The following is a 26,628-nucleotide window of genomic DNA, read 5'->3' as shown; positions in this document are numbered from 1 at the left end:
CTCATGGGAGCTTCGCCAGCCATCCTCGATCCCCGCTCCATCATCCTGCTCGCCGGTGTCATGGGCGTCATGATGGCGCTCGTGGTGTTCTTCATGCGACGCAGCTATCCGCGCAGCATCCAGGGCCTGGGAGAGTGGTCGCGCGCGCCGCTGGTGGCGTTCGTGAGCACGCTGCTCTTCGCGGCACGGGGGTACTTCCCCGACTTCCTGACCATCGTGGTCGCCAACTTCGTGCTCTTCCAGGCCTGCATCCTGTACTACGCCGGCAGCCAGAAGTTCCTGTTCGGCCACGGCGACACGCGAGGCTGGACGGCGCTCAACGGCATGCTGGCGCTGCTGCTGTTCTGGTTCGGCATCGTGAAGCCCGACTTCGAGGTGCGCCTGCTGTTCGTCACCGCGGCGGTGTCGGCGCTGTTCTTCCGGCATGCGCAGCTGTACATGCGCCACAAGGGCCGCGTGTTCGGCAAGCGGCTCATGACCGGGCTGCTGCTGGCGCAGGCGCTTGTGGCGGGGCTGCGCTTCGTGTCCGTGGTCGCGGGCATGGCGGGCAGCGGACTCATGGAGGGCAGCTGGATCCAGTCGATCTACATCAGCATGTACTCGTTCACCGTCCTGCTGCTGTCCATCGCCGTCATCCTGATGGCCACCGACCGCGTGCACACCGAGTTCGAGTACCTGGCCACGCGCGACCCGCTCACCGGCGCGCTCAACCGCCGCGCGCTGCTGGACGCCTGCCACGGCGCGTTCGCCTCCGGCGAGCGTCGCGGCGCCTTGCTGATGGTGGACCTGGACCACTTCAAGAGCATCAACGACCGCTTCGGCCACCAGATGGGCGACGCCGTCCTGCGCGAGGCGGTCGGCCGCATGCAGCGCGCGGTCGGCGACAAGGGCCTGCTGGGTCGCTATGGTGGAGAAGAGTTCCTGGTGCTGCTGCCCGACGCCGGAAAGGCCGAGGCGATGGAAGTCGCGGCACGCCTCAGGCAGGCCATCGGCGAGCCCTTCCCGTCCGATTCGCCGATGGCCGCCGTCGGCTCGATCGCGGCGAGCATCGGCGTGGCGGCCGGCGAGGACAGCTCCGGCCGCACGGACATCGACGACGTGCTGGCGCTGGCCGATGCGGCGCTGTACCGGGCGAAGGAGATGGGGCGGGACCGGGTGATCGCGGCGGCCTGAGCGAGGGCTGCCCTGGCGCCTCGTCAGCCGGCGCTTTCCCAGTCGCAGCGCAGCCTGTGGCGGGCTCCGGAAAAAGTCAGCGTGCCTCGCGTCTTCGAGACGTTCAGCATCGCGGTGCGGCCCGAACCGCCGAGGCTGGTTCCCTTGAGGCTCATGACACGCCGCTTGTAGTCGACAGCCCTGTGCTGCAGCTCGAATCTTTCCTGCTGCGCTTCATCGTCGTCGGCGCGCGCCACGATCAACTGCGTCGGCTCGCCCGAAGAGAGCCGGAACTGGATCTCCGCCGAATACGGCTTGCCCTCGCACTGCATGCTGCCGGTGGCGAAGGCCGGGGTCGAGCATGCGAGCAAGAGGGCAGCTGTCGACAGGATGCGCGATGGCTGGATGCTCATGCGTCGGACGATGACAGGGGAAGGCCGTCGAGTCCTTCGTCGACTCGCTCAGCGCCGCAGCCTGCGCAAGAACGGGCAGCCGGCGTGCGAAGCGGCTTGCCACATGCGTGGCACGGCGGGCCGTACAGGCTCAGGCGGTGATGAAGGATCGCGTTCGGATTGGTTTCCTTGAAGCCGGTGATGCTCTCATAGGCCTCCAACGTCAGGTAGCCCAGGCCGCGCTGATGGGACTCAGCCAGGCTGCAGCCGGTTTCTTCGCGATACTTCTGCGCCTGAGCGATATAGCCCATCGGATGAGCGAGCTGCCACTCTTCCTCGGTGAGCATCGGCATGTCGGTCTTGCAGCGCCAGCAGTAGAGGGTGCGAGGCATCGAGAGCGTGTTCCTGATGAATGTTGCGGCGATCGGTCACTTGGCCGGATGAAGCCGATGTTCCGGCTCCGCACGATGCGGACATCCCTGGCGACGGTGCGCAGCATTCTGCCCGCGGCGGTTCATGCCGATGGCTGCGTGCCCCTTGCGCGCCATCGCACCGCGCCGCTCGCGAGCACGATCCCCGGCACCACCAGTGCGAGCGCCAGCAACACGGCACCTGTAACGGGCTCGTTCATCCACGCTGCCGCGCCCAGCGTGGTCAGCACCGGCACCAGTGCCGCGGAAAGCGAGGCGCGCGGCGCACCGAGCCTGGCGACGGCCACCATGTAGACCACCAGCCCCAGAAAGCCGGCGATCACGCCCTGCATCACGGCCTGCAGCGCTACATCGGGCCATGGTGCATCGAGCAGCTTCGGCGCGCCTGCGATCAGCCATGCGGGCAGCAGCATCAGCGCCGACCATCCGTTCACGAAGGCCGCGCCCTGCCAAGGTGTGAGCCCGCAATGCGCGAACGCCAGCGAGTGCGCGGCCCAGAGCATGGCCGCCGCGAGAAAGAGCAGGTCGCCGCGCCAGTCGAGCGAACCGCTGCTGAAGCTCCCGCCGGCGAACAGCGCCATGCCGACGGCGATGCAGGCCAGCCCCGCGAGCCTGGTGCCGTCGACCTTCTGCCTCGTGTGAATCCATGCGCCGATGGCGGTGAAGAGCGGCAGGCTGCCCGCCATGAAGATGCCCATGTGGCTCGCGGGCGCCCATTGCGCGCCGGCCAGCACCAGCAGGCCGAAGGGCAGGCCGCCGCCGATGACGAACACTGCGAGCACCAGCCGCGATGCCTTTGGCGCGATGCGCGCCCTGCCGAACCACAGCGGCGCGAGCAGCAGCGCGGGAATGCCGTAGCGCATCAGCGCCAGGTCCATCGGCCCGAGCGTGGTGGTCACGCCGTGGCGCGAAACGAGCTGCCAGGCGCTGCCGATGACGGCTGCGGCCAATGCGGCGAGCAGTCCGGTGAAGAGACTCCGATCGATCATCGCGGCGAGTCTCGCGGAGGCCCCGCGCGGCGGCTATCAAATTCGTGCGCTGCTGTTGCCGCTCTTGCTGCTGCCGGCCAGCACGCGGCGGGCTTCGCCCAGCGTCACGCCCACTTCGCGCCGGAACACCGCGCCCAGGTGGCTCTGGCTGCAGAAACCGAGATCGTGCGCGATGCCGGCGAGGTCGGCGTCGCCATCGGCCAGCCGTTCCATGGCCGAGGCGAGGCGCAGGTGCTGGCGATACTGGTGAGGGCTCAGGCCGGTCTCGTGGCGGAAGCTGCGCGCCAGGTGGAAGGGAGAGCGGGAGACCGCGTCGGCGAGTTCGTGCAGCGAGAGCCGCGTGTCGCGATCGGCGGTTTCCGCGAGCAGCCGTCTGGCGCGCGCGACCGCGCCCGTCAGCGGCGACTGCCGCCGGGACGTTCCGAGTTCGTCGACCAGCGATGCGATGGCCACCGTGCCGCCATCGCCCGCACGCAGCCGATGCTGCGCCGCATGAACCCGGTACAGCGACCTCGGCGAGAGCAGGCAGAACGCGGGCGCCGCATCGTCGGCGCGACTCGGCCGGTGCCGGCTGACCACCAGGCTGCGGCGGGTGGCGTGCGTTGAGGGGCGCAGCTGGTAGACCATGGCGTCGGCCAGGTGCATGGCGGTGAGCCCGTCGACTTGCCAGGTGCTGCCGCCCCAGCGCAGGTCGAGCATCGTGCGGCCGACGGGGAAGATGATGCGGCGCGATTCCAGCGTGTAGGGGCCGCTCCAGCCGGGCTCTTCCTTCGCGTGCGAGCGCAGGTGTTCCACCGTGAACTCGTGTCCGGCGTACAGGAGCGTGCGGTCGTGGGGCATGGCGGCATTCTGCGCGCGAGGGCCGCCAGCGGCCTATTTCTTGTTGTCGTCGCCCCAGCGCCAGCGAGGCGGCTCGCCCTTGAGCCAGCAGACCGCGACGAGCGCGAGGGTCGGAATCGCGAGGCCGAGGAAGAAGCGCAGCGGTTCGTGCCCGGGGTGAAGCGAATACACCGCCGTCAGCACCAGCGCGGCGTAGATGGCGATCACTACCCAGCCTTGCCAGCGATTGGGAAGCCCCCAACCCCAGCCGTAGCGCTTGGCGGGAAACCAGTAGGGCTGTTGTCGTTTCTGCATCGAGTCTCTCCTTGCGGAACCCGGGCGGATTCTGTCCGCCTTGCCTGAAGAGATCCTGAGCGTCCGGGCGATGGCCGGCTCAGGCAAACGGAAACGGCCCTTCCATCGCCCCGATGTGGCTGACATGGCTCACCATGCCATGCGCTTCGCTCCACAGGTGCAGCATGCAGCCCGGCCTGCCCATGTACGACGCTGGTGCCGCGTCTTCGGCCAGCTGCAGCGCGATCTCGGTCGTGCTGCTCGGGCAGGCGCAAACAACAGTGCCCGCCCAGCGCCGAAGCATCGTGCGGTGCACGTGGCCGCACAGCACCAGTTCGATGTTGGGTGCGTCGCGCACGATGGTCTCGAGCGGTGCCGTGTCCATGTAGCGGTACGCGTCCATGTAGGGAATGCCGCTCGTGAAGGGCGGGTGATGCAGCATCAGCAGCGTCGGCTTCGTGCGCTCGGCCTCCAGCGTGCGCCGCAGCCATTCGAGGCCCCGCGCATCGATGCCGCCGTGATGAAGCCCGGGAATGCACGAGTCCAGCGCCACGATGCGCACGGGATGGTCGTCGATGCAGTAGTGCAGCGCGCCTTCGGCCGGCAGGTAGGCGTGGTCCGCGAAGGCCGCGCGAAAGTTCTCGCGGCTGTCGTGGTTGCCGGGAATCACGAGATGCGGAATCTCCAGCTTCGCGAGCAGGCGTCGGACCTGTGCGTATTCATCGGGGCGGCCCTCGTCGACGAGGTCGCCGGTCAGCAGCACCAGGTCGGGCCGCCGGTCGAGCGCGTGCAGGTGGTCGATGGCTTCCTCGAACATTCGGTTCGAGTCGGCCACGCCCTGGTAGAGCTGGCCGGCAGGACGGATGTGCGGGTCGGAGATCTGCGCGATGAGCATGCGGTGAGGCCTGGTGTTGCTGTCGCCGCGAAGGCAAGCACGATCCGTTCCGCCGCGGGCTCAGATGCCGGTGAACTCCGCCACTTCCGACAACGGCGCGCGCTCGGTCACCAGCGCATCGATCGGCCGGCTGCGGTCGGCATAGCCGATGGACATGCCCGTGAACAGCATGCGCTCGGGCGGCAGCGCGATGAAGCTGCCGATGGTCTGCGGATAGATCGCCCAGCATTCCTGCGGGCAGCTGTCGAGCCCTTCGGCGCGCAGCAGCAGCATCACGTTCTGCAGCACCATGCCGAGGTCCGACCACTGCGGCGGGCCCATGCGTCGGTCGACGCTGCAGAAAAGCGCGAGCGGCGCGCCGAAGAACTGGTAATTGCGAGCGAACCATTCGCGGCGCGCGGCCTTGTCCTCGCGCGGAATGCCCAGGCGCGCGTACATCGCCTCGCCCACTGCGAAGCGGCGGTCGCGGTAGGGCGCCACGAGTTCGCGCGGGTAGATGTCGTACTCGCTGCCTTCGCCGGTGGGCGCCTCCTGCACGCGCGTGCGCATGATCGCCTTGAGCTCGGCGAGCTTTTCCCCGCCCATCACATGCAGGTGCCAGGGCTGCAGGTTGCCGCCGGAGGGCGCGCGCAGCGCCTGCTCGAGCACGCGACGGATGACGTCGCCGGGCACCGGCGTGTCGAGAAATTCGCGCACCGAGCGGCGGGTGGCGATGGCGTCCTGAACGTTCATGCAAAAGTCCTCTTGGGGATCGATGCTAGGGGCAACCCTCGGATGGCCTCAATCGTCCGTTCCGACGATGCCGCGGAGCATGGCCGCTGCCTAGCATCCGGCCAGCGTACAGGAGACAAGACATGTTCGGATTGATGCAAGACCGCCCGCTGCTGATCTCGTCGCTCATCGACTATGCGGCCACCTTCCATCCGCACGCGGAGATCGTGGGCCGCACGGTCGAAGGGCCGGTACATCGAACGAACTACGCCGAGGTCAGTCGCCGCGCGAAGCAGGTGGCCAATGCCTTGAAGACGCTGGGCATCGAGCCCGGCGACCGCGTGGGCACGCTCGCGTGGAACACCTGGCGGCACCTCGCGCTGTACTTCGGCGTTTCGGGTTCAGGCGCGGTGCTGCACACCGTGAATCCGCGGCTCTTTCCGGAGCAGATCGACTACATCGTCAACCATGCCGAAGACAAGGTGCTGTTCTTCGACACCACCTTCGCGCCGCTGGTGGAGAAGCTCGCGCCTGGCCTGAAGTCGGTGCGTGCGTTCATCGCGATGACCGATCGCGCGCACATGCCGGCCATCGACGTGCCCAACCTGCTGTGCTTCGACGAACTCGTCGGCTCGCAGAGCGCCGACTACGACTGGCCCGAGTTCGACGAGCGCACCGCCTCGTCGCTTTGCTACACGTCGGGCACCACGGGCAACCCGAAGGGCGTGCTGTATTCGCATCGCTCCACCGTGCTGCATTCGCTGATGGAATGCGCGCCCGACACCTTCGGCGTCAACTCGCAGATGACGCTGCTGCTCGCGGTGCCCATGTTCCACGCCAACGCATGGGGCATGCCGTATGCGGCGGCGATGACCGGCATGAAGCTGGTCATGCCCGGTCCGCACATGGACGGCCAGAGCCTCTACGAGCTGATGCGCGACGAGAAGGTCGACTTCTCGCAGGCCGTGCCCACCATCTGGCTGATGCTGTTCCAGTACTTCGATGCGCATCCCGAGATCGACACGCGCGCCATCGGCCTCAAGCGCATCGGCGTGGGCGGCGCGGCCACGCCGCGCAGCATGATCGAGCGCTTCGAGCGCGACTTCGGCGCCGACTTCGTGCAGGGCTGGGGCATGACCGAGACCAGCCCCATCGGCGTGATCGGCAACCTGCTGCCCAAGCACCTGTCGATGCCGAAGGAAGAACAGACGCGCGTGAAGATGCGCCAGGGCCGCGGCGTGTGGGGCGTGGAGCTGAAGATCGTCGGCGAGGATGGCCGGCGCCTGCCGCACGACGGCAAGGCCTTCGGCCACCTGCACGTGCGCGGTCCGTGGATCGCGAGTGGTTACTTCAAGAGCGAGGGCGGCCCGGTGCTCGATGCGGAAGGTTTCTTTCCGACGGGCGACGTCGCCAACATCGACGAGGACGGCTACGTGCAGCTGGTCGATCGCGCGAAGGACGTCATCAAGTCGGGCGGCGAGTGGATCTCGTCCATCGACCTCGAGAACGCGGCGAGCCTGCACCCCGCGGTGGCCGAAGCGGCGGTGATCGGCATCGCGCATCCGAAGTGGCAGGAGCGTCCGCTGCTCATCGTGGTCAAGCGTGCGGGCATGGAAGCCACGCGCGAGGAACTGCTCACATTCCTCGCGGAGCGCGTCGTGAAATGGTGGCTACCGGAAGACGTGGTCTTCGTCGACAGCCTGCCGCATACAGCCACCGGAAAACTGCTGAAGACAAAGCTGCGCGAACAGTTCAAAGGTTACGTTGCGACGACATCTCTTTGACAGTTCAGTGACTTGTTCGAATTTTCTGTGGACAACTCTGTGAGTTGTGGGTGGAGGTAGGGAGGCAGAGCTAGAACTGGCGTGGCTTCCCACCACGTTGCCTGTTGAATAGGCAGTGGCTCGCGCAGCATGGAAGCGGTCGCAAATGTATACACGCGCGGCCTGACACAGGCCCGTCGCCGTCGATTGACGGGGTTAGAACGGACGGCTACATTCCAGACCGCTTCGCGACCAGCGAGGCCGGGTTTGACAGCCTGAAAGAACCGCGGTGAAAGCCGCATACCGCATTTGGTTTGCGGCTTTTGCCATTCCGGCTTCCCTTTTCAGGCGGCTCGGATGGGAGGGCTCGCGCCCTGCCGGTTTCGCCTAGCGGTTCCCGGTCTGTCAACCTGTTCGAGCCGCCGCCTTCGTTTGACAGCGGATGCGACGGTTGCAGCAAAGCTGAACCGACAGGGAGGGCCAACATGGCCGATTCATCATCAAGTACCGCGCAGACAACCGGCGCGGAGTTCAAGCCGTTCGCCTGGAATTCCGTTCACGGGCTCGATCACGAGGAACGACGGCGAGCCTTGTTCCTCAACGACGCGCGCGACGTGATCGACGGCGCGCACACGCTGATGCAGCTGCTCGCATGGGACGAAGGGCGCCGCGATGCAACGCAGCCCTTGCTCGACGATGCTCATCGATCGTCGATCCAGCGCCTGCTGATCGCTTCGCTGGGCATGCTGCACGCCGGCATCGAAGGGCAGTGCGAAGCGCTCGACGTTGCGCGGATGTAGGCGCGCGGCGCGCAACCGGCCGGGTCTTGGGCCCGGCTCATCGAAATTCCGGATGCCGCGAAATCACTTGGTTGCGCCGCGCGCGAGCTGCGCGCGACCGAACGGCGTGATGCGCTTGATCACCGCCAGCTCCTGCGGCTCGCCGCCGGCGTCCTTCCATGCCAACGCGGGGCTGATGACCGCATCGACGAAGCCGGCCTGCTTGAGTGCCTCGATGCAGCCGATCTCCTGCCGGTCCTCCACGCGAAGGGGGAAGGCCGAACGTTCTATGGCGCGCAGGTAGTCGAGCGGCTCGAGGTTCTTCGCCTTCGATGCTTTCCTCGATGACGCGTCGATGCCGTCGCGGCCGCGCAGCCGGTCGATCTCGGCGTGCCCCTCCTCGGTGATGCAGACCACCAGCGCGGCCTGCGCCAGCCTGTAGCTGCCGTGCCCGGTGTCGTAGGCCGGGTCGATGGAGGCCTCGATGAGACCGGTTGCCTTCAGGACGGAGACACGTCGCACGTCCGGCGCGTCGGTCACGTGCATCGGCAGGCGAGCGTGCTCCAGATGGAGGAGGTAACTGAGCGGCACCGAAAAACCCCTGTGTGCACCTCCCTCGGCCATCGATGCCGCGCAGAGCTACCCAGCCGGAGCCGGAACGGCGAGAACGCCTTCCGGCTTCCTGGACAACTCATGAGCCCCGGTGCGATCCGTTCCATGAACGGGCCGGCCGGGGAGGGGATGAATTGTGAATGTTTGTCAACAATTCTTGTGGGTCCGGGGGACCGGCGCCATCACCGAAACAGGGTATTTCCTCCGGCCAGTTTCCGCAGCGCAGGGGCTGGCCGGGTCGGCCGCTCGGTGGCCGCTCAGTGCTTGTGACCGCCGTGCCCCGCAGGCTGCGCGGACGCATTCAGCGCCCGCACCGGCGCCTTCACCTCGAGCGACTCGCGCTTGCCGTCCTTGCCTTCGAACACGAGCGTGAGCGGCACGGTGTCGCCTTCCTTCACCTGCTGCTTGAGGTCGAGCAGCATCACGTGATAGCCGCCTGGCTTGAGCTCGACAGTCTTGCCGGCGGGCAGCTCCAGCGTGGGGACCTGGCGCATGCGCATCACGTTGTCCTGCATGGCCATCTCGTGCACTTCGACCAGCGGGGTGATCGGCGAGCTCGCCGAGACCAGCTTCGTGTCCTTTGCGGCGCTGAGCTGCATGAATGCGCCGGTGGCCTTCTGCTGGGGCACGGTGGCGCGCACCCATGCGTCCTTGACGGTGACCTGGGCGTTCGCTGCGTGCGCGGTGAGCAAGGCGGCGCTGGTGATGGCGAGGATGTGTGCGATACGGTTTTTCATGAACGGAATCTCCTTGGGTTGGAATGATGAGGCTCAGGCGGATTGCAGGATCTTGCGGAGGTCTTCGGCGCATTCCTGCGCGCTCTGTTCGTGGCGCAGAACGATGCGGATCCTGCCCTTGGGGTCGAACACATAGCTGAAGGCCGAATGGTCCATGGTGTACGAGGAGCCGGTGGGCACCTTCCTGTAGAACACCTTGAAGTCCTTCGCCGTCTCGCTGGTTCGCTGCATGTCGCCGTAGAGGCCGATGAAGCTCGGGTCGAAGGCCTGCGTGTAGGCCTTGAGCACCACGGGCGAATCGCGCTCGGGGTCGACGGTGACGAAGATCACCTGCAGGCGCTCGCCGTCCGCGCCGAGCATCTTCCTGATCTCGGCCGCGCGCACGAGCGCGGTGGGGCACACGTCGGGGCACTGGGTGAAGCCGAAGAACATCATCACAGCCTTGCCCTTGAAGTCGGCCAGCGTGCGTTCGCGGCCGTCCGCGTCGGTCAGGCGGAAGTCCTTCGCGTAGTTGGCGCCGGTGATGTCCACGCCGTTGAAGCTGGCTGGCAGCACCTTGTCGCAGGCCGCGAGTGCCGTGAGCGCCGCGAGGCTGCCGCCGGACAGCAGCAGGCGGCGCCGCGTTGGATGGGGAATGCGGTTCATCTGAGGAAATCTCTCTCTCTTTCCGGCACCGCTGCACGCGGGTGCCGATTCGTTGCTGCAGGAACGCACGCTGCGGGCGGGCCTCGCCTTGAGGCCGCATGCATCACGCGCGCGGGAGCTGAGGAAGAAGCGTCAGATGAACGCGGGAGGCCCGCGTGCCGGCAGGGGGCCGGCGTGGGCCGTCGCGACGTGCGCGGATGGAATCGACTGGACTGCGCGCGCCATCGGCACGAGCACCGGCAGTTCGACAGCCGGTGTCGTCGCGGGCGGGGCCGCGTTGAGCACGCACAGCGGGCAGTCCATGTGGCCCGCGCCCAGTTCCTGCGCGCCGTCGTCGGTGTGGACGATGGCCTTCACCGAACCGGCGTTCGAGCAGACCAGCTCCACCGTCTGCGGATGCACGAGCGGCGACGCGACGGCCACGCCGAGCGACAGCGCGAACCACAGCAGCACCCAGCGGATCAGGCTTGCGCCCGGACGCCGCAGGCCGGCGCGGACTGCAGGCCTTTTCAGGGTGGCGTGGGAGGGCGGGAGCATCGGCTGGAATTATCGGCCAGCCCTTGCCGGGCTCGGCGCGGCAAAGAAAAAAGCCTTGCAAGTCGTTGACCTGCAAGGCTTTTTTGGTTTTGTTGGTGGCTCTTCACGGACTCGAACCGCGGACCTGTGGATTATGATTCCATCGCTCTAACCGACTGAGCTAAAGAGCCGTTCGGTGGTGTTGCACACCGAGCCCAAGATTATAGCCCACTCCGAACGCGTTGCTCAACCACCCGACGGCAACCTGCCCAATTCTTCGGAAACGAGCCGCACGATCAGCTTGTCCAGCGTCTGCACCGAGTAGTTGCCGACGTCGTGCACCGTCTGCGTTCCCGGGCCGCTCGCCGGGTTCGTCGCTTCCTTGTAGGTCAGGAACACGAAGCGCCCGCCCGTGTACTGCGCGATCTGGCGCTGGATGTATTCGCCCTGCTTGTCGAGCCCGGAGGCGCCCACGCTGAACACCTTGATGCCCTTGCCCAGCGCGGCGACCATGTCGTCGTCGTACTGCGGGCCGCCGTAGTCGAGGTGCGGCGGCGCATCGGCCAGCAGCACCACGAGGCGGGTGGTGTCGCTGCCGCGCCAGCTCAGCTTGTGGACGGTTTCGTTCAGCGCCTCGTTCATCGCCTCGGGGTAGTCCCCGCCGCCCGCGGCGCGCAGCGCGTCGAGCACGCCCTGGAAGGCGTTCAGGTCGTTGGTGAAGTCGTGGCGGCGCACCATGAACTCGTCGCCGCGGTCGCGATAGGCCACGAGCCCGAAGCAGGTGTCGGGGCGGCTCGGCAGCCTGGCGACCTGGTCGGCGATGGTGCGCAAGGTGCTCTTGAGCTTGGCGATCTCGTCGTCCATCGAACCGGTGGCGTCGATCAGGAAGACCAGGTCGAGCCTGGCGCGTGCCGGCACGGCGCCGGGCTTGCCGCCGAGCACCACGTCGACCGCGTTCTTCTGGCCGCGCTGCAGGAATGCGGTGCTCTGGCGGCCGTTCTTGCGCACCGTGACTTCGTAGACCGGGCTCTGCGCCTTGTCGAAGGCGTTCGGGTGCAGCCACGCGCGGCCGCCCGCATCCGTGCGAGCCCACATGGCGGCGCCGTTCGCGGCCTGCACGGCCACCTCGGCGTCGGGCACGACCGTGCCGCGCGCGTCGCTCACCTGCAGCAGGTAGCGCGCGCTGATGTCGCGCTCGCGGTGCGGAACCTGCGTGCGGCCGTGGAAGGCCAGGTATTCGCTGAAGTCGGCGTTGTCGTCGACCATGCCGGCGGTGACGGGTTCGTTGGCCGGGCGCTGGGCCTGTACGGGCGCTTGAAGTTCGCCGGACGCGCGAGCCGCGGGGGCGGGCGCGACCGGTGCGACCGAGGCCGGCGGCGCTTCCGCGATGGCATCGGCGAGAGCTGCTCCGGCCGGGGCCGACCTGGCCGCGGGTGCAGCCAGCGGCTTTGGCGTCGTGAGCGAAGGCGCGACGGAAGGACTCGCCCTGTACTCCTTCGATGCCTCGGCGTACCTGCGTTCCTCCCGCGCGCCGGAGACGCGCGGCATGCCCGGCGTCTCGTAGGTGCGCACCGGCCGCGCGCAGTGCGTGGCGGAAGGCGCTTCGAAGTTCGGCAAGGTCTGCGTCGGCAGTGTGCGGCTGTCGGGCGCGGGCGTCGGCCAGCGCACGGAGCTTCCGATGGCGGGCATTTCTGTGGCGCCGCTGGCGCCCATGAGCAGTTGGGCACACAGCAGCACGACGAGCGGGCGGCGGAAGCGGGTGGCGAAAGGCTGGGTCATGGAAGCACTCCGAGTGGTTGGGTGCAAGCTGATACGGCCCGCTTGCGCCGGCGGGGTTAGTCGGTCGTGAATTTTTTTGCCGCCCCGAACCCCGGTGCGCCTCTTCGCCCGTACAAGCTCGGGTGAAAATCCTCCGATGTCCGCGCTTCCCCGCGCCCCTTCAGCCAAGAACGCCCCCGAGCGAGAGGCCATGCCCGACGATCAGTTGATGCTGGCCTACGCGCAGGGCGACGCAGCCGCGTTCGACGTGCTCTATGCACGCCACGAAGGCGGGCTGTTCCGCTTCGTCAAGCGACTGCTGGGCGCGCGGCTCGCGGCGCAGGCCGACGAGGTGTTCCAGGACACCTGGGTGCGCATCATCTCGGCGCGCGAGAGCTTCTCGCCGCAGGGCGCGACGTGGCGCACCTGGGCCTTCACCATCGCGCACAACCTGGCGATGGACCGGCTGCGCGTGAGCGGGCGCGAAGTGGCGCTCGACGCGCATCCGGACGACGACGGCGACGCCGTGCCCACGCTCGATCGCGGCGTGCGCGGGGCCGCCGATGCGGCAGCGCATCCGTCCGCCGAAGAGCTCGCCTTCTGGCGCGCCGCGGGCCGCCGCCTGCTGGCCTGCCTCGACGAGCTTCCGGCCGAGCAGCGCGCCGCGTTCCTGCTGCACCACGAGGACGGCCTGACCGTCGAGGCGCTGGCCGCGAGCCTGGAGATCGGCTTCGAGACCGTGCGCAGCCGGCTGCGCTACGGCCTGCAGAAGCTGCGCGGCTGCATGGAGCGCTATCTGTCGGTGCTGGAGAAGCAGGCATGAGCGGCAACAACGGCACCACCGCATCCGGCGACGAACGCGACGACCTGCGCGACCCGGCGCTGCGCCGTGCGCTCGACCACGCGCCCGACAGCGAAGCCACGCCCCATCCGCGCACCCGCGAGGCGATCCTGAAGATGGCGCACAACCTCGCGCCCGTACAGGCCGCCGCGGGCCAGGCCGCCAACAACGCGAGTGCGTTGCCCTGGTGGCGTCGCCTGTTCGGCGGGGGCGAGCCGCGTGCGCGCATGCCGTGGAACGCGGCTTTCGCCACGGTGCTGGTGGCCGCTTTCGTGACGGTGCTCTGGCATCGCGAGCCGGTGCCCGATGCGCGGCTCGACGGCGAAGCGCGCGTGGGTGAGGCGACGACTGCCCCGGTGCCCGCCGCTGCGCCGGCACCTGCGTCGGCACCCGCCCAATCTGCCGCGGAGGCTGCTCCGCCGGCCGGTGTGCGGGAGGCTCCCGCCGCGGCGCCGACACCGCCTGCTGTGGCGCGAGCGCCCGCGGGGCCTGCCGCCGAACAACGTGCCAGGGCTTCGCGCGATTCTTCTTCGGCCGCGAAGGAGTCCGAGCGGGTTGCCAAGGCCGCGAATGCGGACGCCGTCCGGCAGGCAGCAAAGCCGGTGCCATCCGCTCCGCAGGCTGCTCCTGCCGCGCCGGTCGCACCCGCGGAGCCGGTGGCTCCAGCCGCTCCAGCGGCGGCGCCCCCGATCGTGGCCGAGCAGGCCGCGCCGGCACCCATCACGCGCGACGAGCGTCGCGAGTCGTCCGCGAGAGACGAGCAACAGCAACGCCGCGCCTATGCAGCAGGGGCTCCTCCCGTTGCAGCCGCGCCGCCGCCGCCGGTCATCGCCGCAGTCCCCGCGCCTTTGCCCGCGCCTGCCGCTGCGCCCGCACCGGCTGCCGCGCCGCCATACCGCGAGCCGCAGCAGGATTCCGCGCCGGCACTCGCCGCCCAGGACAACGCCAGCGCCGGGGCTTCCGGTGCCTTGCACCCGACTGCGCCGGGCACAGCCGCGGCCAAGCTCGCAAGGCCGCGAAGCACGACGGCTGCATCCTTCGCGGCGCTTGATCGCTGGACGTCTTTCGGCTTCACGCGCGCAGGCGCCAGCGTGCGCCACGAGCGCGACGACATCGAAGGCCTGCCGGCACTGGTGAGCACCGTGGCGCGCTCGGCCGATACGCCCGACGAGCCGCTGGCCGCGCCCGTCGAGGCGCGGCTGGAGCTCTACAGGGGTAAGACGCCGGTCGCCGTGCTGGAGATCGCTGGCGGCCAGGTGCGCTGGACTTCACCGTCCGGAGGCGTTGCGCTGGTCGGCACCCCGCCGGCCCAGGCGCTCGACGCGCTGCGTTCGCTGCTGCAGCGCTGACGAGCAGCGGGCAGTCCCGCCGCCGTCAGGCGTTCTTGAAGTCGGGCTGGCGCTTGGTCAGGAAGGCGTCCATGCCTTCCTTCTGGTCCTGCGTGGCGAACAGCGCGTGGAACAGGCGGCGTTCGAACATCACGCCGTCGCTCAGGCCGCTCTCGAAGGCGCGGTTGACCGATTCCTTCGCCGCGATCACCGAGATCTGCGAGAAGCCGCAGATCACCAGTGCCGCGCCCAGCGCCTCGTCGGCGAGCTTCTCGAAGGGCACCACGCGGCTCACGAGGCCGGCGCGCTCGGCTTCGGCTGCGTCCATCATGCGGGCCGTGAGCACCATGTCCATGGCCTTGCTCTTGCCCACCGCGCGCGGCAGGCGCTGCGTGCCGCCGGCGCCGGGGATCACGCCGATCTTGATCTCGGGCTGGCCGAACTTGGCGTTGTCGGCCGCGATGATGAAGTCGCACATCATCGCCAGCTCGCAGCCGCCGCCCAGCGCGAAGCCGGCCACCGCGCCGATCACCGGCTTGCGGATCGAGCGGATGGTTTCCCAGTTGCGGGTGATGTAGTCGCCCTTGTAGGTGTCGATGAAGCTGTACTTGGCCATCGCCGCGATGTCGGCGCCGGCGGCGAAGGCGCGCTCGCTGCCCGTGAGGATGATGCAGCCGATGGCGTCGTCGGCATCGAAGGCCTTCAGGGCCTGGCCCAGCTCGGTCATGAGCGCGTCGTTCAGCGCGTTCAGTGCCTTCGGGCGGTTGAGGGTGATGATGCCGACCTTGCCTGCTTCGGTCCGCACTTCGATGTTTTCGTAGCTCATGGTGTCTCCGGGGGGAACGGGAAAGGGGAAGAAAAACGCGCTTCACTATACCCAGCATGGCTGGCACAGGTGCAGGGGCATTGCGGGTTCCCATAGAGTGCCCGCCATGAACTCCAACTACGGCTTCCTGTTCGTCGCCATCGTGGCCGAGGTGATCGCCACCAGTTTCCTCAAGAGCTCCGAAGGCTTCACGCGGCTGTGGCCCACGCTGGCCTCGGTGGCGGGCTACGTGATCGCGTTCTACTTTCTCTCGCTGACGCTGCGCACGATTCCCACCGGCATCGCCTACGCGATCTGGTCCGGCGTGGGCATCGTGCTGATCTCGCTGGTGGGCTGGCTGTGGTTCGGCCAGAAGCTCGACGCGCCGGCCATCGCGGGGCTCGGGCTGATCATTGCGGGCGTGGTGGTGGTGAACGTGTTCTCGAAGTCGGTTTCCCACTGAGCGGCAAGGGTGAGGCGCTCCAATTGAGAATTGCTCTCATCTAGAATGCCCGCCATGGAGTTCCCGATGCAAGAACATGCCGTGTTGCTGCGGGCCTATGCCCGCGTGCAGGAGCGCTGCTCGCGCCTGCTGGTCGAACAGGCCGCGCTCGTCGAGCGGCTGGAAGCACAGATCGTGCGCCTGCGCGGCGCGCTGGTGGCGAGGGATTCGGCCATCGCCATCGTGCGCGAGGAGCTCGCCGCCCGCGCCTCGGCCGGTGGCGCGCTGCCCAAGCGGCTCAACGCGCTGCTGTCGCCGGGCAGCAAGCGCCATCTGGCGATGCCGCCGCAGTCGCAGGCACCGGCCGACCTGCGGGAGAAGGCCGTGCTGTGCATCGGCCACGAGGAAGAGGCGCCTTCGCTCGCGCGCCAGCTGGTCGAGATCGCCGGCGGCCGCTACCTGCATCACGACGGCGGCGACGGTGCGGCGGACGACCCAGCGCTCGAAGCCAGCCTGCGCGCGGCCGACCTCGTGATCTGCCAGACCGGCTGCGTGAGCCACGGCGCCTACTGGCGCGTGCAGGACCACTGCCGGCGTACCGGCAAGCCCTGCGTGCTGGTGGGCGAGCCTCAGCCGATGATGTTCGTGAGGAATCCGGCCGCGGCAGAAAGCGCGTGAACCGGCCCTAGCCGGCCAGCCAGTTCGTCAACTTGCCGGCATCGTGCGAGAACAGGCGCCAGGTGGTCGCGCCCGTCGGCAGCACGAGCGGCAGCCGGATCAGCTTGCGGTCGCGCGCCACGATGGCCGAGCACTTCGTCGTCTCTCCCAGGTAGAGCGCCAGGTCGTCGAGCCTGGCGATGCGCCAGGCCTGCGCGGGTCGCTGCTGACCCTTCTTGCCGGCGGCGGGCAGCTCGACGCCGATCCACTCGTCGTTCGCGGAGAAGCCGGCCTTCTCGGCCGCACCGCCGCGCAGCACCACCTTCACCTGCACGCCGCCGTTGGCCTCGGCCACGCGCAGGCCCAGTGCCTGCGCCGGCTGCGACGGGTCTTCGAGCGTGGCGACGCCGTGCACGCGCAGCAGCTGCGACAGCGGAAGCTCCTCGGTCGAATGCACCCAGCGCGCCAGCTCCAGCGCGTACGAGCGGCCGCCCACGGCTTCGAGCGCGGCGGCGATGTCGTCCTCGGAGATCGGCCCGCCCTCGCTCTTCGTCCACAGCAGGCGCATCACGTCGTCGAGCGAGCCCTTGCCTTCGTGGCGCAGCGTGAGGTCGAGGCACAGCGCCACCAGCGCGCCCTTGGTGTAGTAGCTCACCGTGCTGTTGGGCGTCTGTTCGTCCTGCCGGTAGTACTTGACCCAGGCGTCGAAGCTCGCGTCGGCCACCGGCTGCACAAGCCGGCCCGGCGTCTGCATGACCTGGTTGATGGTCTTGTTCAGCAGGCGCAGGTAGGCCGTGTCGTCGATGCGCCCGGCGCGCCGCAGCAGCAGGTCGTCGTAGTAGCTCGTGAAGCCCTCGAAGAACCACAGCAGCTGCGTGTAGTTCTCCTGGCTGTAGTCGTAGCGCGCGAACTCGGCCGGCCGCATGCGCTTGACGTTCCAGGTGTGGAAGTACTCGTGGCTGATGAGTCCCATCAGCGTGGTGTAGCCGTCGGGCTGCTTCTTCTTGTCGCCGCGCTGAGGCAGGTCGCGGCGGTTGCAGATCAGCGCGGTGGAGTGGCGGTGCTCGAGCCCGCCGTAGCCGTCGTCGACCGCGTTGAGCATGAACACGTAGCGGTCGATCGGCGGCTTCGGGCCGCCGCGCTTGCCGACCTTGTCGCCGTGCCAGAAGCGCATCTCGGCTTCGCAGATGGCCTTGGTGTCGGCGATGAGCCTCTCGCCGTCGAACGATGCCGCGGCGCCCGCGACCACGAAGCGGTGCGGCACGCCGCAGGCTTCGAACTCGGCGCTCCAGAAGGCGCCCATCTCGACGGGGCTGTCGGCCAGTTCGTCGTAGCCCGAGGCCTTGTAGCTGCCGAAGCCGTGCTTGTCGGCCTTCAGCGGCACGAGGGCGGTGGCGCACGACCAGCGCGCGGCGTCGTCGGCCAGCGCGGGTGCGACGATCTCCAGCGCATGCGGCGCCTCGGTCTGGCCCTCGACGCGCAGGCACACGCTGGTGCCGTTGAAGAAGCCGCGCTCGGCATCGAGCCAGGCGGTGCGCACCGAGTTGTCGTAGGCGCAGACCTGGTAGTTCAGCACCAGCGGCTGGCCGGGCGTGCATTCGACCAGCCAGCTGCACTTGTCGAGCTGCGTCAGCACCGGCTTGCGGCGGCCCTGCGCGGCGCGCAGGCCCTGCAGGTTCTTGGCGAATTCGCGCACCAGGTAGCTGCCGGGAATCCACACCGGCAGCGACACGCGCTGCTGCGCGGCCGGCGCGTCGATGGTGAGCGTGACTGCGAACAGGTGCGCGTGCGGATCGGCGCATTCGACGCGATAGCGCACGCCCGCCGCGTGCTGCGCTTGAGCCTTAGTCGCCATCAGCTGGACGAAGCCGCGAGTTGCTTCTCGACCTGCTCCGCGGGAATGGCACCCGGCGTGCGCGTGCCGTCGCTGAAGATCAGCGTGGGCGTGCCGGTGATGTTGTACTTGCGGCCGAACTCGACGTTGCGCTGCAGCGCGGTCACGTCGCAGCTCGCGGGCGCGGAAGCCGGGCGGGTGCTCGACTCCATCCAGTCGCTCCAGGCCTTGCCCTTGTCCTTGCTGCACCAGATGTCGCGCGACTTGACGTTCGAATCGGGTCCGAGCACCGGGTACAGGAACAGGTACACGGTGACGTTGTCGACCGTCTTCATGTCCTTCTCGAAGCGCTTGCAGTAGCCGCAGTTCGGGTCCTCGAACACCGCGAGCTTGCGTTTGCCGTTGCCGCGCACGATCTTGATCGAGTCCTTCAGCGGCAGCTGGTCGAAGGCGACGGCGCTGAGCTTCTCGACGCGCTCCTCGGTCAGGTTCTTGCGCGCCTTCACGTCGATCAGGTTGCCCTGGATGAGGTAGTTGCCCTGCTCGTCGGTATAGAAGATCTGCGAGCCGTTCACGCGCACTTCGTACACGCCCGGGATCGGCGACTTCGACACCTCGTCGATGGCCGGGAACTGCGGAATGCGCGCAGGCAGGTTCTTGCGGATCTCGGCTTCGCCTGCGGTGGCGGCCACGACCGCGCCGAGGGTGCAGGCGGCGAGAAGAAGGTTGCGTACGAATGTCATCGGGAGTCCGTTTGTTCGGTCGGTATTCGGTCGAAGGGTGGGGCGTCAGGCCTTCAGGCCCATCGCCTGCGCGGTGATCCAGTGCTTGACGAGGCGCGTGCGGTCGAAGCCGCGCATGCCCCAGTTGCGCAGTGCCTGCAGCGGGCCCAGGTCGTGCGCGAAGAGCTGCTGCAGCCCGTCGGTCGCGAGGCTCATCTGCAGCACGTCGGCGCGGCGGGCGCGTTCGTAGCGGCGCAGCAGGCGAGCGTCGCCCACGCTGCGCCAGTAGTCGCGGTTCTTGATCACGTCGGCCAGCTCGGCCGCGTCGGCCAGGCCCAGGTTCAGGCCCTGGCCGGCGAGCGGGTGCACCGTGTGGGCAGCATCGCCCGCCAGCGCCCAGGAGCGGCCCGGCTGCCCGGGCATGGCGCCGGTCCAGCGGTCGGCGATGGCGCGGGCCAGCGGCCAGGCGGCGCGCTCGCTCGTGAGCCTGAGCGCGCCGAGCGAGTTGTGGCTGGCCTCGGTGACGGCGGCGGCGAATTCGTCATTGCCCTGCGCGAGCAGTTCGGGCGCGCGCAGCTGGTCGGCCGACCACACCAGCGCGACGGTCTTGCCGTGCGTGCCGTCCAGCGGCAGCAGCGCGAGCACCTCGCCCTTGTCGTTGAACCACTGGCGCGCGATGCCGTCGTGCGACTGCGCCGCTTCCAGCCGTGCCGCGATCGCGTGCTGCGGATAGCGCGTGACCTCGTAGCTCACGCCGAGCGCCTCGCGCGTGGCGCTGGTCTTGCCTTCGCACACCACGGTGAGCGGCGCGGCCACGGGCTCGTTCACCACTTCGATCAGCGGCTGGAAGCGCACCGCGTCGGCCAGCTGCCGCTCGAGCGCGGGAACGTCGACGATCCAGGCCAGCGCATCGACCTTCTGGCGCGCGGCGCTGAACTGCACCCGGCCGCCTTCGTCGCCGTGCACCAGCATTTCGCGCACGGCCGTGGCGTGCGCCGCGTCGGGCCAGGCGCGCAGTGATTCGAGGAGCGCGCGGGAGGCGGTGTTGAGCGCGTAGGCGCGGATGTCTTCCTTGCCCTGCGCGGCCGGCGGCACGACCAGCGCGACGCGCACGCGCTCGCGTGCGAGCAGCAGGGCCAGCGTACGGCCGACGATGCCGGCGCCGCGAATGCAAACTTCGGGGGGGAGAGCCATCGAGGGATTGTATGGACTGCGGCCGCCCCCAGGCTGCGCGCACTTCGTGTCGCTTCGCCAACCCCCTCACGGGGGCGATACCAGCGGCCCGGCGAAGCCGGTTCCGCGGTATCCCTGGGAGGAACCAGGAATTTTCGAAAGCTGCAGGACAATCTCGGCCGAATTCCAAGGAAACCCCCACCGTGTCCCAGCCCGCCTTCGATCTCCAGGCAACCATCTCGCGCCTGTTCGTCTACCCCGTCAAGTCCTGCGCCGGCGTGGAGCTCCCCGAAATGCTGCTGACCGAGGCGGGGCTCGAGTTCGACCGCGCCTGGATGGTGGTCGACGAGCAGGGCGAGTTCGTCACCCAGCGGCAGCTGCCGCGCATGGCGCTCATCAAGCCGCAGATGAAGCACACGGAAGTGGTGCTGCGCGCGCCCGGCATGCTGGCGCTGCACCTGGCCTTCGACCGGGTCGAGAAGCCGGTGCGGGTGCGCGTGTGGAAGGACGAAGTCGCCGCCTACGACATGGGCGACATCGCCGCGCAGTGGTTCAGCGATTTCCTCTCCGAGCCCGGCAAGCCGCAGACCCTGCGCCTCGTGCGCTTCGACCCCGAGCACAGGCGCCTGTCGAGCATGAAGTGGACCGACGGCGTGGAGGCCCAGACCCAGTTCGCCGACGGCTACGCGCTGCTGGTGGCCAGCGAAGGCTCGCTGGCCGAGCTCAACGACCGCCTCGCGGCCCAGGGCCACGGCGCCGTGGGCATCGAGCGCTTCCGCCCGAACATCGTGCTGGCCGGCATCGAGTCGCACGACGAGGACCGCGTCGACGCGCTGCACATCACGACCGGCGAAGGCGAGGCCGAGCTGCGCCCCGTCAAGCCCTGCACGCGCTGCCCGATCCCCGACATCGACCCGGCCACGGCCCTGAGCAGCCCCGAGGTCGGCAACACGCTGCGCACCTACCGCGCCGACGCGCGGGTGGACGGCGGCATCACCTTCGGCATGAACTGCATCGTGATCCAGGGCGTGGAGCACACGCTCAAGGTTGGGCAGCCGGTGGGCGCGAACTACAGGTTCGAATAGCCGGGCAGGTTCCGTCTGTTCCAGGAATACCGCGGAACCGGCTTTGCCGGGCCGCTGGTATTGCCCCCTGCAAGGGGGTTGGCGGCCACACGAAGTGGGCAAGCCTGGGGGTTAGTCAGAATGCGACCCCGGCTATCAGGATGATGTTCGCGTAGGGCGTGCATTCGCCTGTGCGCACCATGGCGCGCGCTTTCGCGGTGCGGCGCTTGAATTCCTCGTGCGACACCGTCTGCGGCTCGATGCCCAGCGATTGCGGATACCAGCCCGGCAGCTTCTTCGCATCGCCCAGCGCCTCGTCGGCCACGACGATGCCTTCCACCTGCATTTCCGAAAGCACCGCCTGCAGCACGTCATCGAGCAGCGGCACGCCGCGCGCCACGGCGAGGTCGATGCGCCGCGGCCCGTCGGGAATCGGCAGGCCGGCATCGCCGAGCACGAGCATGTCGCCGTGGCCCAGCGAGGCGATCACGTGGGACAGTTCGGCGTGCAGCAGGGGAGAGCGTTTCAAAGCTTGATCCAGTCGGGAGGCATGGGGCTGCGCAGCACGGCGTCGCGCTGCGGAATGGAAGGCTGGGCGCCGGGCTGCTGGATGCACAGCGCCGCGGCGCGGATGCCCAGGCGCACGGCCTCGTCGAAGGACTGGCCCTCGCCCAGTGCAACCGCGAGCGCGCCCAGGAAGGTGTCGCCGGCGGCCGTGGTGTCGACCGCCTGCACCTTCGGCGCGGGATGATGGCGCGCGCCGTCGGCATCGACCGCCACCGCGCCGCGCGCGCCCAGCGTGACCACCACGCGCGCGATGCCCCTGGCACGCAGCGCCTGGCCTGCCTGCGCAGCCTCCTGCGGGCTGTCGGCGGATTGGCCGCACAGCGTCTGCGCCTCGATCTCGTTGACGACCAGCGTGTCGATCAGCGGCCAAAGCGGCTCGGCGATCGCCTGCACCGGCGACGGATTCAGCAGCACCTTGCAGCCCGCGCCGTGCGCCACGGCGATGCCACGCGCGACCTGTTCCATCGGCGTCTCGAACTGCGCCACGAGAAAGGCGGCGCCCTGCACCTGCTGCTTCAGCGCGGCTTCGTCGACTTCCACCCGCGCGTTGGCGCCGGGAATCATCACGATGCGGTTCTGCCCGCCGTCTTCCACGAGGATCAGCGCCGTGCCGGTGGGCTCGCCCGACACAGTGCGCAGCGCGGCGGTGTCGATGCCGTCGCGCTGGAGCGAATCGCGCAGGGCGGCGCCGTGCGCGTCGTCGCCGACGCAGCCGATCATCTGCACATGGCCGCCTTCGCGCGCGCAGCTCACGGCCTGGTTGGCGCCCTTGCCGCCGGGAATGGTGGCGATCGAGTGGCCCAGCAGGGTTTCGCCCGCGGCTGGCGCATGCGGCACGCGCAGCACCAGGTCCATGTTGAGGCTGCCGAGCACCACGATGCGCGGCGCCAGGGCTGGGCTGCTGGATGAAGGCTTCAGGCTCACGGGGTGCGGGACTTTCGGGTTGGCGTGGAAGGCGTTTCGGCTGCGGTGGGTGCGGCGGCCCCGGCGGAGGCCGCAGGCGCGGCGGGCTCGCGGAAGCTCGCGTGCCGCGCGGTCGACGCACGCACGCGCAGCTCGGGCTGCAGCACCACCTTGCGCGCATCGCGGCGCTTGCCGCCGACGCGCTCCAGCAGCATGTCGACCGCCATCGCGCCGATGCGCTCCTTGGGCTGCGCCACGGTGGTGAGCGGAGGGCTGGTGTAGGCAGAGAGCTCGATGTCGTCGAAGCCGACGATCGAGAGCTCGTCGGGCACGCGCACACCGCTTTCGTGCGCCGCGCGCAATGCGCCGATGGCCATCAGGTCGTTGCAGACGAAGACGGCCGAGGGCTTCTGCTCGGTGCGCAGGATGGCGTGCATCGCCTCGTAGCCGCCCTGGCTGGTGAAGCCGCCGCGCCACAGCAGCGGATCGCCGTTGGCGATGCCGGGCGTGGCGCCGGCCTCGGCCAGTGCAATGCGCCAGCCTTCGATGCGCTGCTCGCTCGGCATCACGCCCACCGGACCGCCGATGCAGGCGATGCGCCTGTGGCCCAGCGACAGCAGGTGCCGCACCGCGAGCAGTCCGCCCTGCATGTGGGCGGTTTCCACCAGGTCGCAGGCGGGGTCGGCGATCTCGCGGTCGACCAGCACGGTCGGCATGCGCAGGCCGTGCAGCTGCTTGGCCAGCGCGTCGTGGTCGCCCTCGCCGGTCGACACCACGATCAGGCCGTCGATGCGGCGCTCGGCCAGCACCTGCAGGTACACGCTCTGGCGGTGGGGCTCGTCGTCGGTGTTGCACAGCACCAGCGTGTAGCCGGCGCCGAAGCAGCGGTCTTCCACGGTGCGCACGATCTCGGCGAAGTAGGGGTTCGAGCTGTTGGGAATCAGCATTCCCAGCGTCGAGGTGGTGTTGCTCTTCAGGCTGCGCGCCATCGCGTTGGGCACGTAGCCCAGCTCGCGGATGGCGAGCTCCACGCGCTCGCGCACCTTGGCGCTCACGTGGCGGGTGTCGTTGACCACGTGCGAGACGGTGGTGACCGACACCTCCGCCTTCAGCGCGACGTCCTTGATGGTGGCCATGTCTTTTCTTCCTGTTCCTGGATGGGCTGCGTCGTCAGGCCAGGCGGCGTTCCGCGCGGCGCTGGCGCAGCGTGTCGATGATGACCGCCACGACGATCACCGCGCCGGTGATGATCCGCTTGCTCGGCTCGCTGGCGCCCACCTGCGCGAGGCCGGCTTCCAGCACCGCGATGATCAGCACGCCGAAGAAGGTGTTGATGACCGAGCCGCGCCCGCCCATCAGGCTGGTGCCGCCGATGACCACTGCCGCGATCACCTGCAGCTCGATGCCGACGCCGGCGTTCGGGTCGGCCGCCTCGAGGCGCGCCGACTGCATGAGGCCCGCGAGCCCGGCCAGCAGACCGGTGACCGCGAACACGATGATGCGGGTCGGGCGCGGATCGACGCCCGCCAGGCGCATCGCTTCTTCGTTGGTGCCGATGCCCACCACGTGGCGGCCGAACACGGTGCGCGTGAGCACCATCTGGCCGACGACCACCAGCACCACCGCCAGCACGAAGGCGGCCGAGATGCCGCCGATCCACGGCGCCGCGAGGCCCGAGATGGCGTCGCCCACGTACTGCGTGCGCGAATCGGTCACGAGGTAGGCGCCGCCGCGCACCGCCTCGAGCATGCCCAGCGACACGATGAAGCTCGGCAGCCGCCAGGCCACCGACACCGCGCCGGTGACCGTGCCGCAGACCAGCCCGGTAGCCAGGCCGAGCGCGGCGGCCAGCGGCACCGAGAGCTTCCATTCGAGGATGGCGGCCGCCGTGACGGCCGCGCTCAGCGCCAGCACCGAGCCCACCGAGAGATCGATGCCCGCGATGATCAGCACGAAGGTCATGCCGACCGCCATCACGGCCAGCGCGGGGATCTCGTTCGCGATGGAGACGAAGGTCTCGCGCGTCAGGAAGTATTCGCTGAGCGATCCGAAGAGCGCGATCATGCCCACGAGCACGACCGTCAGGCCCAGGTAGGTGCCGAGCTGGCCCTTGAGCGCGGAAGGCGCGGGCTTCGGGGTGGAGGTCGGGGAGGCGGCAGCGTTCATGGTGTGTCGGCGGTGACCGGGGTCGGAACGGAAACGGGAGATACCGTCGGCGGGTTGGCGGCGCGTCCTGTCGCGTCGCTGAATGCTGCGGCCAGCAGCGATTGTTCGGTCCACTCGCCGCGCTCGAACACGGCGACGAGGCGCCCGGCGCTCATCACGCCGATGCGGTCGCACATGGCCATCAGCTCGCGCAGGTCGCTCGACACCATCAGCAGGGCCTTGCCGGCGTCGGTCATGCGGTCGAGTTCGGCATACAGGTCGGCGCGCGCGCCCACGTCCACGCCGCGCGTGGGCTCGTCGAGCAGCAGCACCTTGCATTCGCGGTGCAGCCAGCGCGCGAAGACCACCTTCTGCTGGTTGCCGCCGCTGAGCGTGGAAACCGGCTGCTCGATGCTGCGCGAGCGGATGCGCAGCAGCTCCACCAGCTTCTGCGCGATGCCGCGTTCCCTGGCGCGCTGCAGCCAGCCGGCGTGCGAGATCGCGCCCAGGTCGCTCAGCGTGGCGTTGACGCGGATCGACTGCGGCAGCAACAGGCCCTGCGACTTGCGGTCTTCGGTGACCAGGCCGATGCCGGCGCGGATGGCCTGCATCGGCGAGCGCCAGCCCTTGCGCGCGTGCTGCACGGGCTGGTTGTTTTCATGGAGCGTGATCTCGCCGCGGTCGGCGCGGTCGGCGCCGAACAGCAGCCGCACCAGTTCGGTCCGGCCCGAGCCGACCAGGCCGGCCAGGCCCATGACTTCGCCCGCGCGCAGGTCGATGTCGACGTCGCGCACGACCTGCGCCCGGCCGATGCCGCGCGCGCTCAGCAGCACGGGGCCGGCCACCCGGCGGTCGCGGCCTTCGTGCTCGTGCACCGCGCGGCCGACCATGCGCTGCACGAGTTCGGATTCGCGCACGCCGGCCATGGCGCGCACGTCCACCAGCCGGCCGTCGCGCAGCACCGCCACGCGGTCGGCGATGCGCTGCAGTTCTTCCAGGCGGTGCGACACGTAGACGACGGCCACGCCGCGCGCCTTCAGCAGGTCGATCTGCTCGAACAGGTGCGAGGTTTCGCGCGGGGTGAGCATGGCGGTGGGCTCGTCGAGCACCAGCACGCGCGTGTCGTCCTGCAGGTTGCGCGCGATCTCCACCATCTGCTGCTGGCCGATGCCCAGCCGCGCCACGGGCGTGGCCGGGTCGATGTTTTCCATGCCGATCTTGGCGAGCTGGCGCGCGGCCAGCTCGTGCAGCTTGGCGCGGCGGATCCAGCCGGTCTTGTTGGGCAGGCGGTCGAGCAGCAGGTTCTCGGCCACCGACAGCGTGGTGACGAGGCCGAGTTCCTGCATGACCATGCGCACGCCCAGGCGCTCCGCGTCGCGGCGCGAGGCGGGCGCGAAGGGCTTGCCGTCGAGCAGCATCTGGCCGCGCGTGGGCTGCACCAGGCCGCAGACGATCTTCGACAGCGTGCTCTTGCCGGCGCCGTTCTCGCCCGTGAGGGCCAGCACTTCGCCGGGGTTGAGCACGAGCGAGACGTCGTCCAGCACCGGTGCCGCGTAGTCCTTGCCCATGGCGCCCAGGGAGAGCACGGGCAGGGCCGTTGATGGGGTCATGGCGGCGGATGCTGTCAACGTCTGCGCTTTCTCTCTTGTGTATT

Annotated in this window: 29 protein-coding genes and 1 tRNA gene; 8 read left to right on the top strand and 22 right to left on the bottom strand. The window is 69.0% G+C overall.

Annotated features, from left to right (window positions below; genetic code table 11):
• Window positions 1-3 precede the first annotated feature (3 nt).
• On the top strand, window positions 4-1,173 hold the full coding sequence (locus BMY35_RS26090) for a GGDEF domain-containing protein (protein WP_093205720.1): 1,170 nt from the start codon (window positions 4-6) through the stop codon (window positions 1,171-1,173).
• A gap of 23 nt (window positions 1,174-1,196) precedes the next feature.
• Here BMY35_RS26090 and BMY35_RS26085 read toward each other — a convergent pair whose 3' ends face one another.
• From BMY35_RS26085 to BMY35_RS26055, 7 genes are all read right to left on the bottom strand, one after another.
• A complete protein-coding gene (locus BMY35_RS26085; RefSeq protein WP_093205717.1) occupies window positions 1,197-1,565 on the bottom strand; it encodes a hypothetical protein in 369 nt (122 codons plus the stop codon).
• Window positions 1,562-1,936, bottom strand: coding sequence for a hypothetical protein (locus BMY35_RS26080; protein WP_093205715.1), 375 nt, complete (start codon window positions 1,934-1,936; stop codon window positions 1,562-1,564). Before BMY35_RS26080 ends, BMY35_RS26085 begins: the two co-directional genes overlap by 4 nt.
• A 122-nt stretch (window positions 1,937-2,058) precedes the next feature.
• Window positions 2,059-2,964: a DMT family transporter gene (locus BMY35_RS26075; protein WP_093205712.1), complete on the bottom strand. Its 906-nt coding sequence runs from the start codon at window positions 2,962-2,964 to the stop codon at window positions 2,059-2,061.
• Window positions 2,965-3,000: 36 nt separating this feature from the next.
• Window positions 3,001-3,804, bottom strand: coding sequence for a helix-turn-helix domain-containing protein (locus BMY35_RS26070; protein WP_093205710.1), 804 nt, complete (start codon window positions 3,802-3,804; stop codon window positions 3,001-3,003).
• Window positions 3,805-3,837: 33 nt separating this feature from the next.
• Window positions 3,838-4,098, bottom strand: coding sequence for a hypothetical protein (locus tag BMY35_RS26065; RefSeq protein WP_093205707.1), 261 nt, complete (start codon window positions 4,096-4,098; stop codon window positions 3,838-3,840).
• 79 nt (window positions 4,099-4,177) lie between these two features.
• On the bottom strand, window positions 4,178-4,972 hold the full coding sequence (locus BMY35_RS26060; RefSeq protein WP_093205705.1) for a phosphodiesterase: 795 nt from the start codon (window positions 4,970-4,972) through the stop codon (window positions 4,178-4,180).
• Window positions 4,973-5,032: 60 nt separating this feature from the next.
• A complete protein-coding gene (locus tag BMY35_RS26055; RefSeq protein WP_093205702.1) occupies window positions 5,033-5,704 on the bottom strand; it encodes a nitroreductase in 672 nt (223 codons plus the stop codon).
• Between the two features lie 122 nt (window positions 5,705-5,826).
• On the opposite strand from BMY35_RS26055, the gene BMY35_RS26050 reads away from it, so the two are divergent.
• Both BMY35_RS26050 and BMY35_RS26045 read left to right on the top strand, forming a co-directional pair.
• Entirely contained in the window at window positions 5,827-7,467 is a 1,641-nt protein-coding gene (locus BMY35_RS26050) for a 3-(methylthio)propionyl-CoA ligase (RefSeq protein ID WP_093205699.1), read from the top strand.
• A 464-nt stretch (window positions 7,468-7,931) separates the two neighbouring features.
• Window positions 7,932-8,246: a hypothetical protein gene (locus tag BMY35_RS26045; RefSeq protein ID WP_093205697.1), complete on the top strand. Its 315-nt coding sequence runs from the start codon at window positions 7,932-7,934 to the stop codon at window positions 8,244-8,246.
• A 63-nt stretch (window positions 8,247-8,309) separates the two neighbouring features.
• Here the strand turns inward: BMY35_RS26045 and BMY35_RS26040 are convergent, their stop codons facing one another.
• From BMY35_RS26040 to BMY35_RS26015, 6 genes are all read right to left on the bottom strand, one after another.
• On the bottom strand, window positions 8,310-8,816 hold the full coding sequence (locus BMY35_RS26040) for a hypothetical protein (protein ID WP_256229609.1): 507 nt from the start codon (window positions 8,814-8,816) through the stop codon (window positions 8,310-8,312).
• Window positions 8,817-9,094: 278 nt separating this feature from the next.
• The gene (locus BMY35_RS26035; RefSeq protein WP_176947542.1) at window positions 9,095-9,574 is read right to left on the bottom strand and encodes a copper chaperone PCu(A)C; all 480 of its coding nucleotides are present in this window, start codon (window positions 9,572-9,574) and stop codon (window positions 9,095-9,097) included.
• Between the two features lie 33 nt (window positions 9,575-9,607).
• Window positions 9,608-10,219, bottom strand: coding sequence for an SCO family protein (locus BMY35_RS26030; RefSeq protein WP_093205692.1), 612 nt, complete (start codon window positions 10,217-10,219; stop codon window positions 9,608-9,610).
• A 132-nt stretch (window positions 10,220-10,351) separates the two neighbouring features.
• A complete protein-coding gene (locus tag BMY35_RS26025) occupies window positions 10,352-10,756 on the bottom strand; it encodes a DUF2946 family protein (RefSeq protein WP_256229607.1) in 405 nt (134 codons plus the stop codon).
• 93 nt (window positions 10,757-10,849) lie between these two features.
• A tRNA-Met gene (locus BMY35_RS26020) sits at window positions 10,850-10,926 on the bottom strand.
• A 55-nt stretch (window positions 10,927-10,981) separates the two neighbouring features.
• Window positions 10,982-12,514 carry a VWA domain-containing protein gene (locus BMY35_RS26015; protein ID WP_177213701.1) on the bottom strand — a complete coding sequence of 511 codons (1,533 nt, stop codon included), beginning with the start codon at window positions 12,512-12,514 and terminating at the stop codon, window positions 10,982-10,984.
• Between the two features lie 136 nt (window positions 12,515-12,650).
• On the opposite strand from BMY35_RS26015, the gene BMY35_RS26010 reads away from it, so the two are divergent.
• Both BMY35_RS26010 and BMY35_RS26005 read left to right on the top strand, forming a co-directional pair.
• Entirely contained in the window at window positions 12,651-13,316 is a 666-nt protein-coding gene (locus BMY35_RS26010) for a sigma-70 family RNA polymerase sigma factor (protein ID WP_093206031.1), read from the top strand.
• Window positions 13,313-14,683, top strand: coding sequence for a hypothetical protein (locus BMY35_RS26005; RefSeq protein WP_093205687.1), 1,371 nt, complete (start codon window positions 13,313-13,315; stop codon window positions 14,681-14,683). Before BMY35_RS26010 ends, BMY35_RS26005 begins: the two co-directional genes overlap by 4 nt.
• 25 nt (window positions 14,684-14,708) lie before the next feature.
• On the opposite strand, the gene BMY35_RS26000 is transcribed toward BMY35_RS26005, so the two are convergent.
• Window positions 14,709-15,488: an enoyl-CoA hydratase gene (locus BMY35_RS26000; protein ID WP_019656299.1), complete on the bottom strand. Its 780-nt coding sequence runs from the start codon at window positions 15,486-15,488 to the stop codon at window positions 14,709-14,711.
• 106 nt (window positions 15,489-15,594) lie between these two features.
• Between BMY35_RS26000 and BMY35_RS25995 the strand changes: the two genes are divergently transcribed.
• Together BMY35_RS25995 and BMY35_RS25990 are read left to right on the top strand one after the other, a co-directional pair.
• Window positions 15,595-15,930: an SMR family transporter gene (locus BMY35_RS25995; RefSeq protein WP_093205684.1), complete on the top strand. Its 336-nt coding sequence runs from the start codon at window positions 15,595-15,597 to the stop codon at window positions 15,928-15,930.
• A gap of 66 nt (window positions 15,931-15,996) precedes the next feature.
• Window positions 15,997-16,587 (top strand): DUF2325 domain-containing protein, encoded by a 591-nt coding sequence (locus tag BMY35_RS25990; protein ID WP_256229602.1) that lies wholly within the window; start codon window positions 15,997-15,999, stop codon window positions 16,585-16,587.
• A 7-nt stretch (window positions 16,588-16,594) separates the two neighbouring features.
• Here the strand turns inward: BMY35_RS25990 and BMY35_RS25985 are convergent, their stop codons facing one another.
• Genes BMY35_RS25985 through BMY35_RS25975 form a run of 3 tightly spaced genes read right to left on the bottom strand, consistent with a single transcriptional unit; the run spans window position 16,595 to window position 20,316 of the window.
• On the bottom strand, window positions 16,595-18,421 hold the full coding sequence (locus BMY35_RS25985) for a M61 family metallopeptidase (protein WP_093205679.1): 1,827 nt from the start codon (window positions 18,419-18,421) through the stop codon (window positions 16,595-16,597).
• Complete coding sequence (locus BMY35_RS25980; RefSeq protein WP_093205676.1) at window positions 18,421-19,143, bottom strand: DsbC family protein; 723 nt, start codon at window positions 19,141-19,143, stop codon at window positions 18,421-18,423. The genes BMY35_RS25985 and BMY35_RS25980 overlap by 1 nt, the downstream gene beginning before the upstream one ends.
• 45 nt (window positions 19,144-19,188) lie before the next feature.
• Window positions 19,189-20,316, bottom strand: a complete 1,128-nt coding sequence (locus BMY35_RS25975; protein WP_093205673.1) for an FAD-dependent monooxygenase — start codon at window positions 20,314-20,316, stop codon at window positions 19,189-19,191.
• Between the two features lie 182 nt (window positions 20,317-20,498).
• Between BMY35_RS25975 and BMY35_RS25970 the strand changes: the two genes are divergently transcribed.
• Window positions 20,499-21,380 (top strand): MOSC domain-containing protein, encoded by an 882-nt coding sequence (locus BMY35_RS25970; RefSeq protein ID WP_093205671.1) that lies wholly within the window; start codon window positions 20,499-20,501, stop codon window positions 21,378-21,380.
• A gap of 115 nt (window positions 21,381-21,495) precedes the next feature.
• Here BMY35_RS25970 and rbsD read toward each other — a convergent pair whose 3' ends face one another.
• From rbsD to BMY35_RS25945, 5 genes are read right to left on the bottom strand one after another with little or no spacing between them, the layout of a single operon-like run.
• The gene (rbsD, locus tag BMY35_RS25965) at window positions 21,496-21,888 is read right to left on the bottom strand and encodes a D-ribose pyranase (RefSeq protein ID WP_093205668.1); all 393 of its coding nucleotides are present in this window, start codon (window positions 21,886-21,888) and stop codon (window positions 21,496-21,498) included.
• On the bottom strand, window positions 21,885-22,850 hold the full coding sequence (rbsK, locus tag BMY35_RS25960) for a ribokinase (protein WP_093205666.1): 966 nt from the start codon (window positions 22,848-22,850) through the stop codon (window positions 21,885-21,887). Before rbsK ends, rbsD begins: the two co-directional genes overlap by 4 nt.
• Window positions 22,847-23,965, bottom strand: coding sequence for a LacI family DNA-binding transcriptional regulator (locus BMY35_RS25955; protein ID WP_093205664.1), 1,119 nt, complete (start codon window positions 23,963-23,965; stop codon window positions 22,847-22,849). Before BMY35_RS25955 ends, rbsK begins: the two co-directional genes overlap by 4 nt.
• Window positions 23,966-23,999: 34 nt before the next feature.
• Window positions 24,000-24,995, bottom strand: a complete 996-nt coding sequence (locus BMY35_RS25950; RefSeq protein WP_093205662.1) for an ABC transporter permease — start codon at window positions 24,993-24,995, stop codon at window positions 24,000-24,002.
• Complete coding sequence (locus BMY35_RS25945) at window positions 24,992-26,584, bottom strand: sugar ABC transporter ATP-binding protein (RefSeq protein WP_093205659.1); 1,593 nt, start codon at window positions 26,582-26,584, stop codon at window positions 24,992-24,994. Before BMY35_RS25945 ends, BMY35_RS25950 begins: the two co-directional genes overlap by 4 nt.
• Window positions 26,585-26,628: the final 44 nt, after the last annotated feature.

This window comes from Variovorax sp. YR750, from assembly GCF_900109805.1.
GTDB lineage: Bacteria > Pseudomonadota > Gammaproteobacteria > Burkholderiales > Burkholderiaceae_C > Variovorax > Variovorax gossypii.
Note: the sequence above shows the minus strand (reverse complement) of the source record. Positions and strands in the feature narration are given on the sequence as shown.

What these genes read in the sequence shown, in the direction of transcription:
- BMY35_RS26090 (WP_093205720.1), top strand. Translation starts at nt 4, where the DNA reads ATGGGAGCTTCGCCAGCCATCCTCGATCCCCGCTCCATCATCCTGCTC.
- BMY35_RS26085 (WP_093205717.1), bottom strand. Translation starts at nt 1,565, where the DNA reads ATGAGCATCCAGCCATCGCGCATCCTGTCGACAGCTGCCCTCTTGCTC.
- BMY35_RS26080 (WP_093205715.1), bottom strand. Translation starts at nt 1,936, where the DNA reads ATGCCTCGCACCCTCTACTGCTGGCGCTGCAAGACCGACATGCCGATG.
- BMY35_RS26075 (WP_093205712.1), bottom strand. Translation starts at nt 2,964, where the DNA reads ATGATCGATCGGAGTCTCTTCACCGGACTGCTCGCCGCATTGGCCGCA.
- BMY35_RS26070 (WP_093205710.1), bottom strand. Translation starts at nt 3,804, where the DNA reads ATGCCCCACGACCGCACGCTCCTGTACGCCGGACACGAGTTCACGGTG.
- BMY35_RS26065 (WP_093205707.1), bottom strand. Translation starts at nt 4,098, where the DNA reads ATGCAGAAACGACAACAGCCCTACTGGTTTCCCGCCAAGCGCTACGGC.
- BMY35_RS26060 (WP_093205705.1), bottom strand. Translation starts at nt 4,972, where the DNA reads ATGCTCATCGCGCAGATCTCCGACCCGCACATCCGTCCTGCCGGCCAG.
- BMY35_RS26055 (WP_093205702.1), bottom strand. Translation starts at nt 5,704, where the DNA reads ATGAACGTTCAGGACGCCATCGCCACCCGCCGCTCGGTGCGCGAATTT.
- BMY35_RS26050 (WP_093205699.1), top strand. Translation starts at nt 5,827, where the DNA reads ATGTTCGGATTGATGCAAGACCGCCCGCTGCTGATCTCGTCGCTCATC.
- BMY35_RS26045 (WP_093205697.1), top strand. Translation starts at nt 7,932, where the DNA reads ATGGCCGATTCATCATCAAGTACCGCGCAGACAACCGGCGCGGAGTTC.
- BMY35_RS26035 (WP_176947542.1), bottom strand. Translation starts at nt 9,574, where the DNA reads ATGAAAAACCGTATCGCACACATCCTCGCCATCACCAGCGCCGCCTTG.
- BMY35_RS26030 (WP_093205692.1), bottom strand. Translation starts at nt 10,219, where the DNA reads ATGAACCGCATTCCCCATCCAACGCGGCGCCGCCTGCTGCTGTCCGGC.
- BMY35_RS26025 (WP_256229607.1), bottom strand. Translation starts at nt 10,756, where the DNA reads ATGCTCCCGCCCTCCCACGCCACCCTGAAAAGGCCTGCAGTCCGCGCC.
- BMY35_RS26015 (WP_177213701.1), bottom strand. Translation starts at nt 12,514, where the DNA reads ATGACCCAGCCTTTCGCCACCCGCTTCCGCCGCCCGCTCGTCGTGCTG.
- BMY35_RS26010 (WP_093206031.1), top strand. Translation starts at nt 12,651, where the DNA reads ATGTCCGCGCTTCCCCGCGCCCCTTCAGCCAAGAACGCCCCCGAGCGA.
- BMY35_RS26005 (WP_093205687.1), top strand. Translation starts at nt 13,313, where the DNA reads ATGAGCGGCAACAACGGCACCACCGCATCCGGCGACGAACGCGACGAC.
- BMY35_RS26000 (WP_019656299.1), bottom strand. Translation starts at nt 15,488, where the DNA reads ATGAGCTACGAAAACATCGAAGTGCGGACCGAAGCAGGCAAGGTCGGC.
- BMY35_RS25995 (WP_093205684.1), top strand. Translation starts at nt 15,595, where the DNA reads ATGAACTCCAACTACGGCTTCCTGTTCGTCGCCATCGTGGCCGAGGTG.
- BMY35_RS25990 (WP_256229602.1), top strand. Translation starts at nt 15,997, where the DNA reads ATGCAAGAACATGCCGTGTTGCTGCGGGCCTATGCCCGCGTGCAGGAG.
- BMY35_RS25985 (WP_093205679.1), bottom strand. Translation starts at nt 18,421, where the DNA reads ATGGCGACTAAGGCTCAAGCGCAGCACGCGGCGGGCGTGCGCTATCGC.
- BMY35_RS25980 (WP_093205676.1), bottom strand. Translation starts at nt 19,143, where the DNA reads ATGACATTCGTACGCAACCTTCTTCTCGCCGCCTGCACCCTCGGCGCG.
- BMY35_RS25975 (WP_093205673.1), bottom strand. Translation starts at nt 20,316, where the DNA reads ATGGCTCTCCCCCCCGAAGTTTGCATTCGCGGCGCCGGCATCGTCGGC.
- BMY35_RS25955 (WP_093205664.1), bottom strand. Translation starts at nt 23,965, where the DNA reads ATGGCCACCATCAAGGACGTCGCGCTGAAGGCGGAGGTGTCGGTCACC.
- BMY35_RS25950 (WP_093205662.1), bottom strand. Translation starts at nt 24,995, where the DNA reads ATGAACGCTGCCGCCTCCCCGACCTCCACCCCGAAGCCCGCGCCTTCC.
- BMY35_RS25945 (WP_093205659.1), bottom strand. Translation starts at nt 26,584, where the DNA reads ATGACCCCATCAACGGCCCTGCCCGTGCTCTCCCTGGGCGCCATGGGC.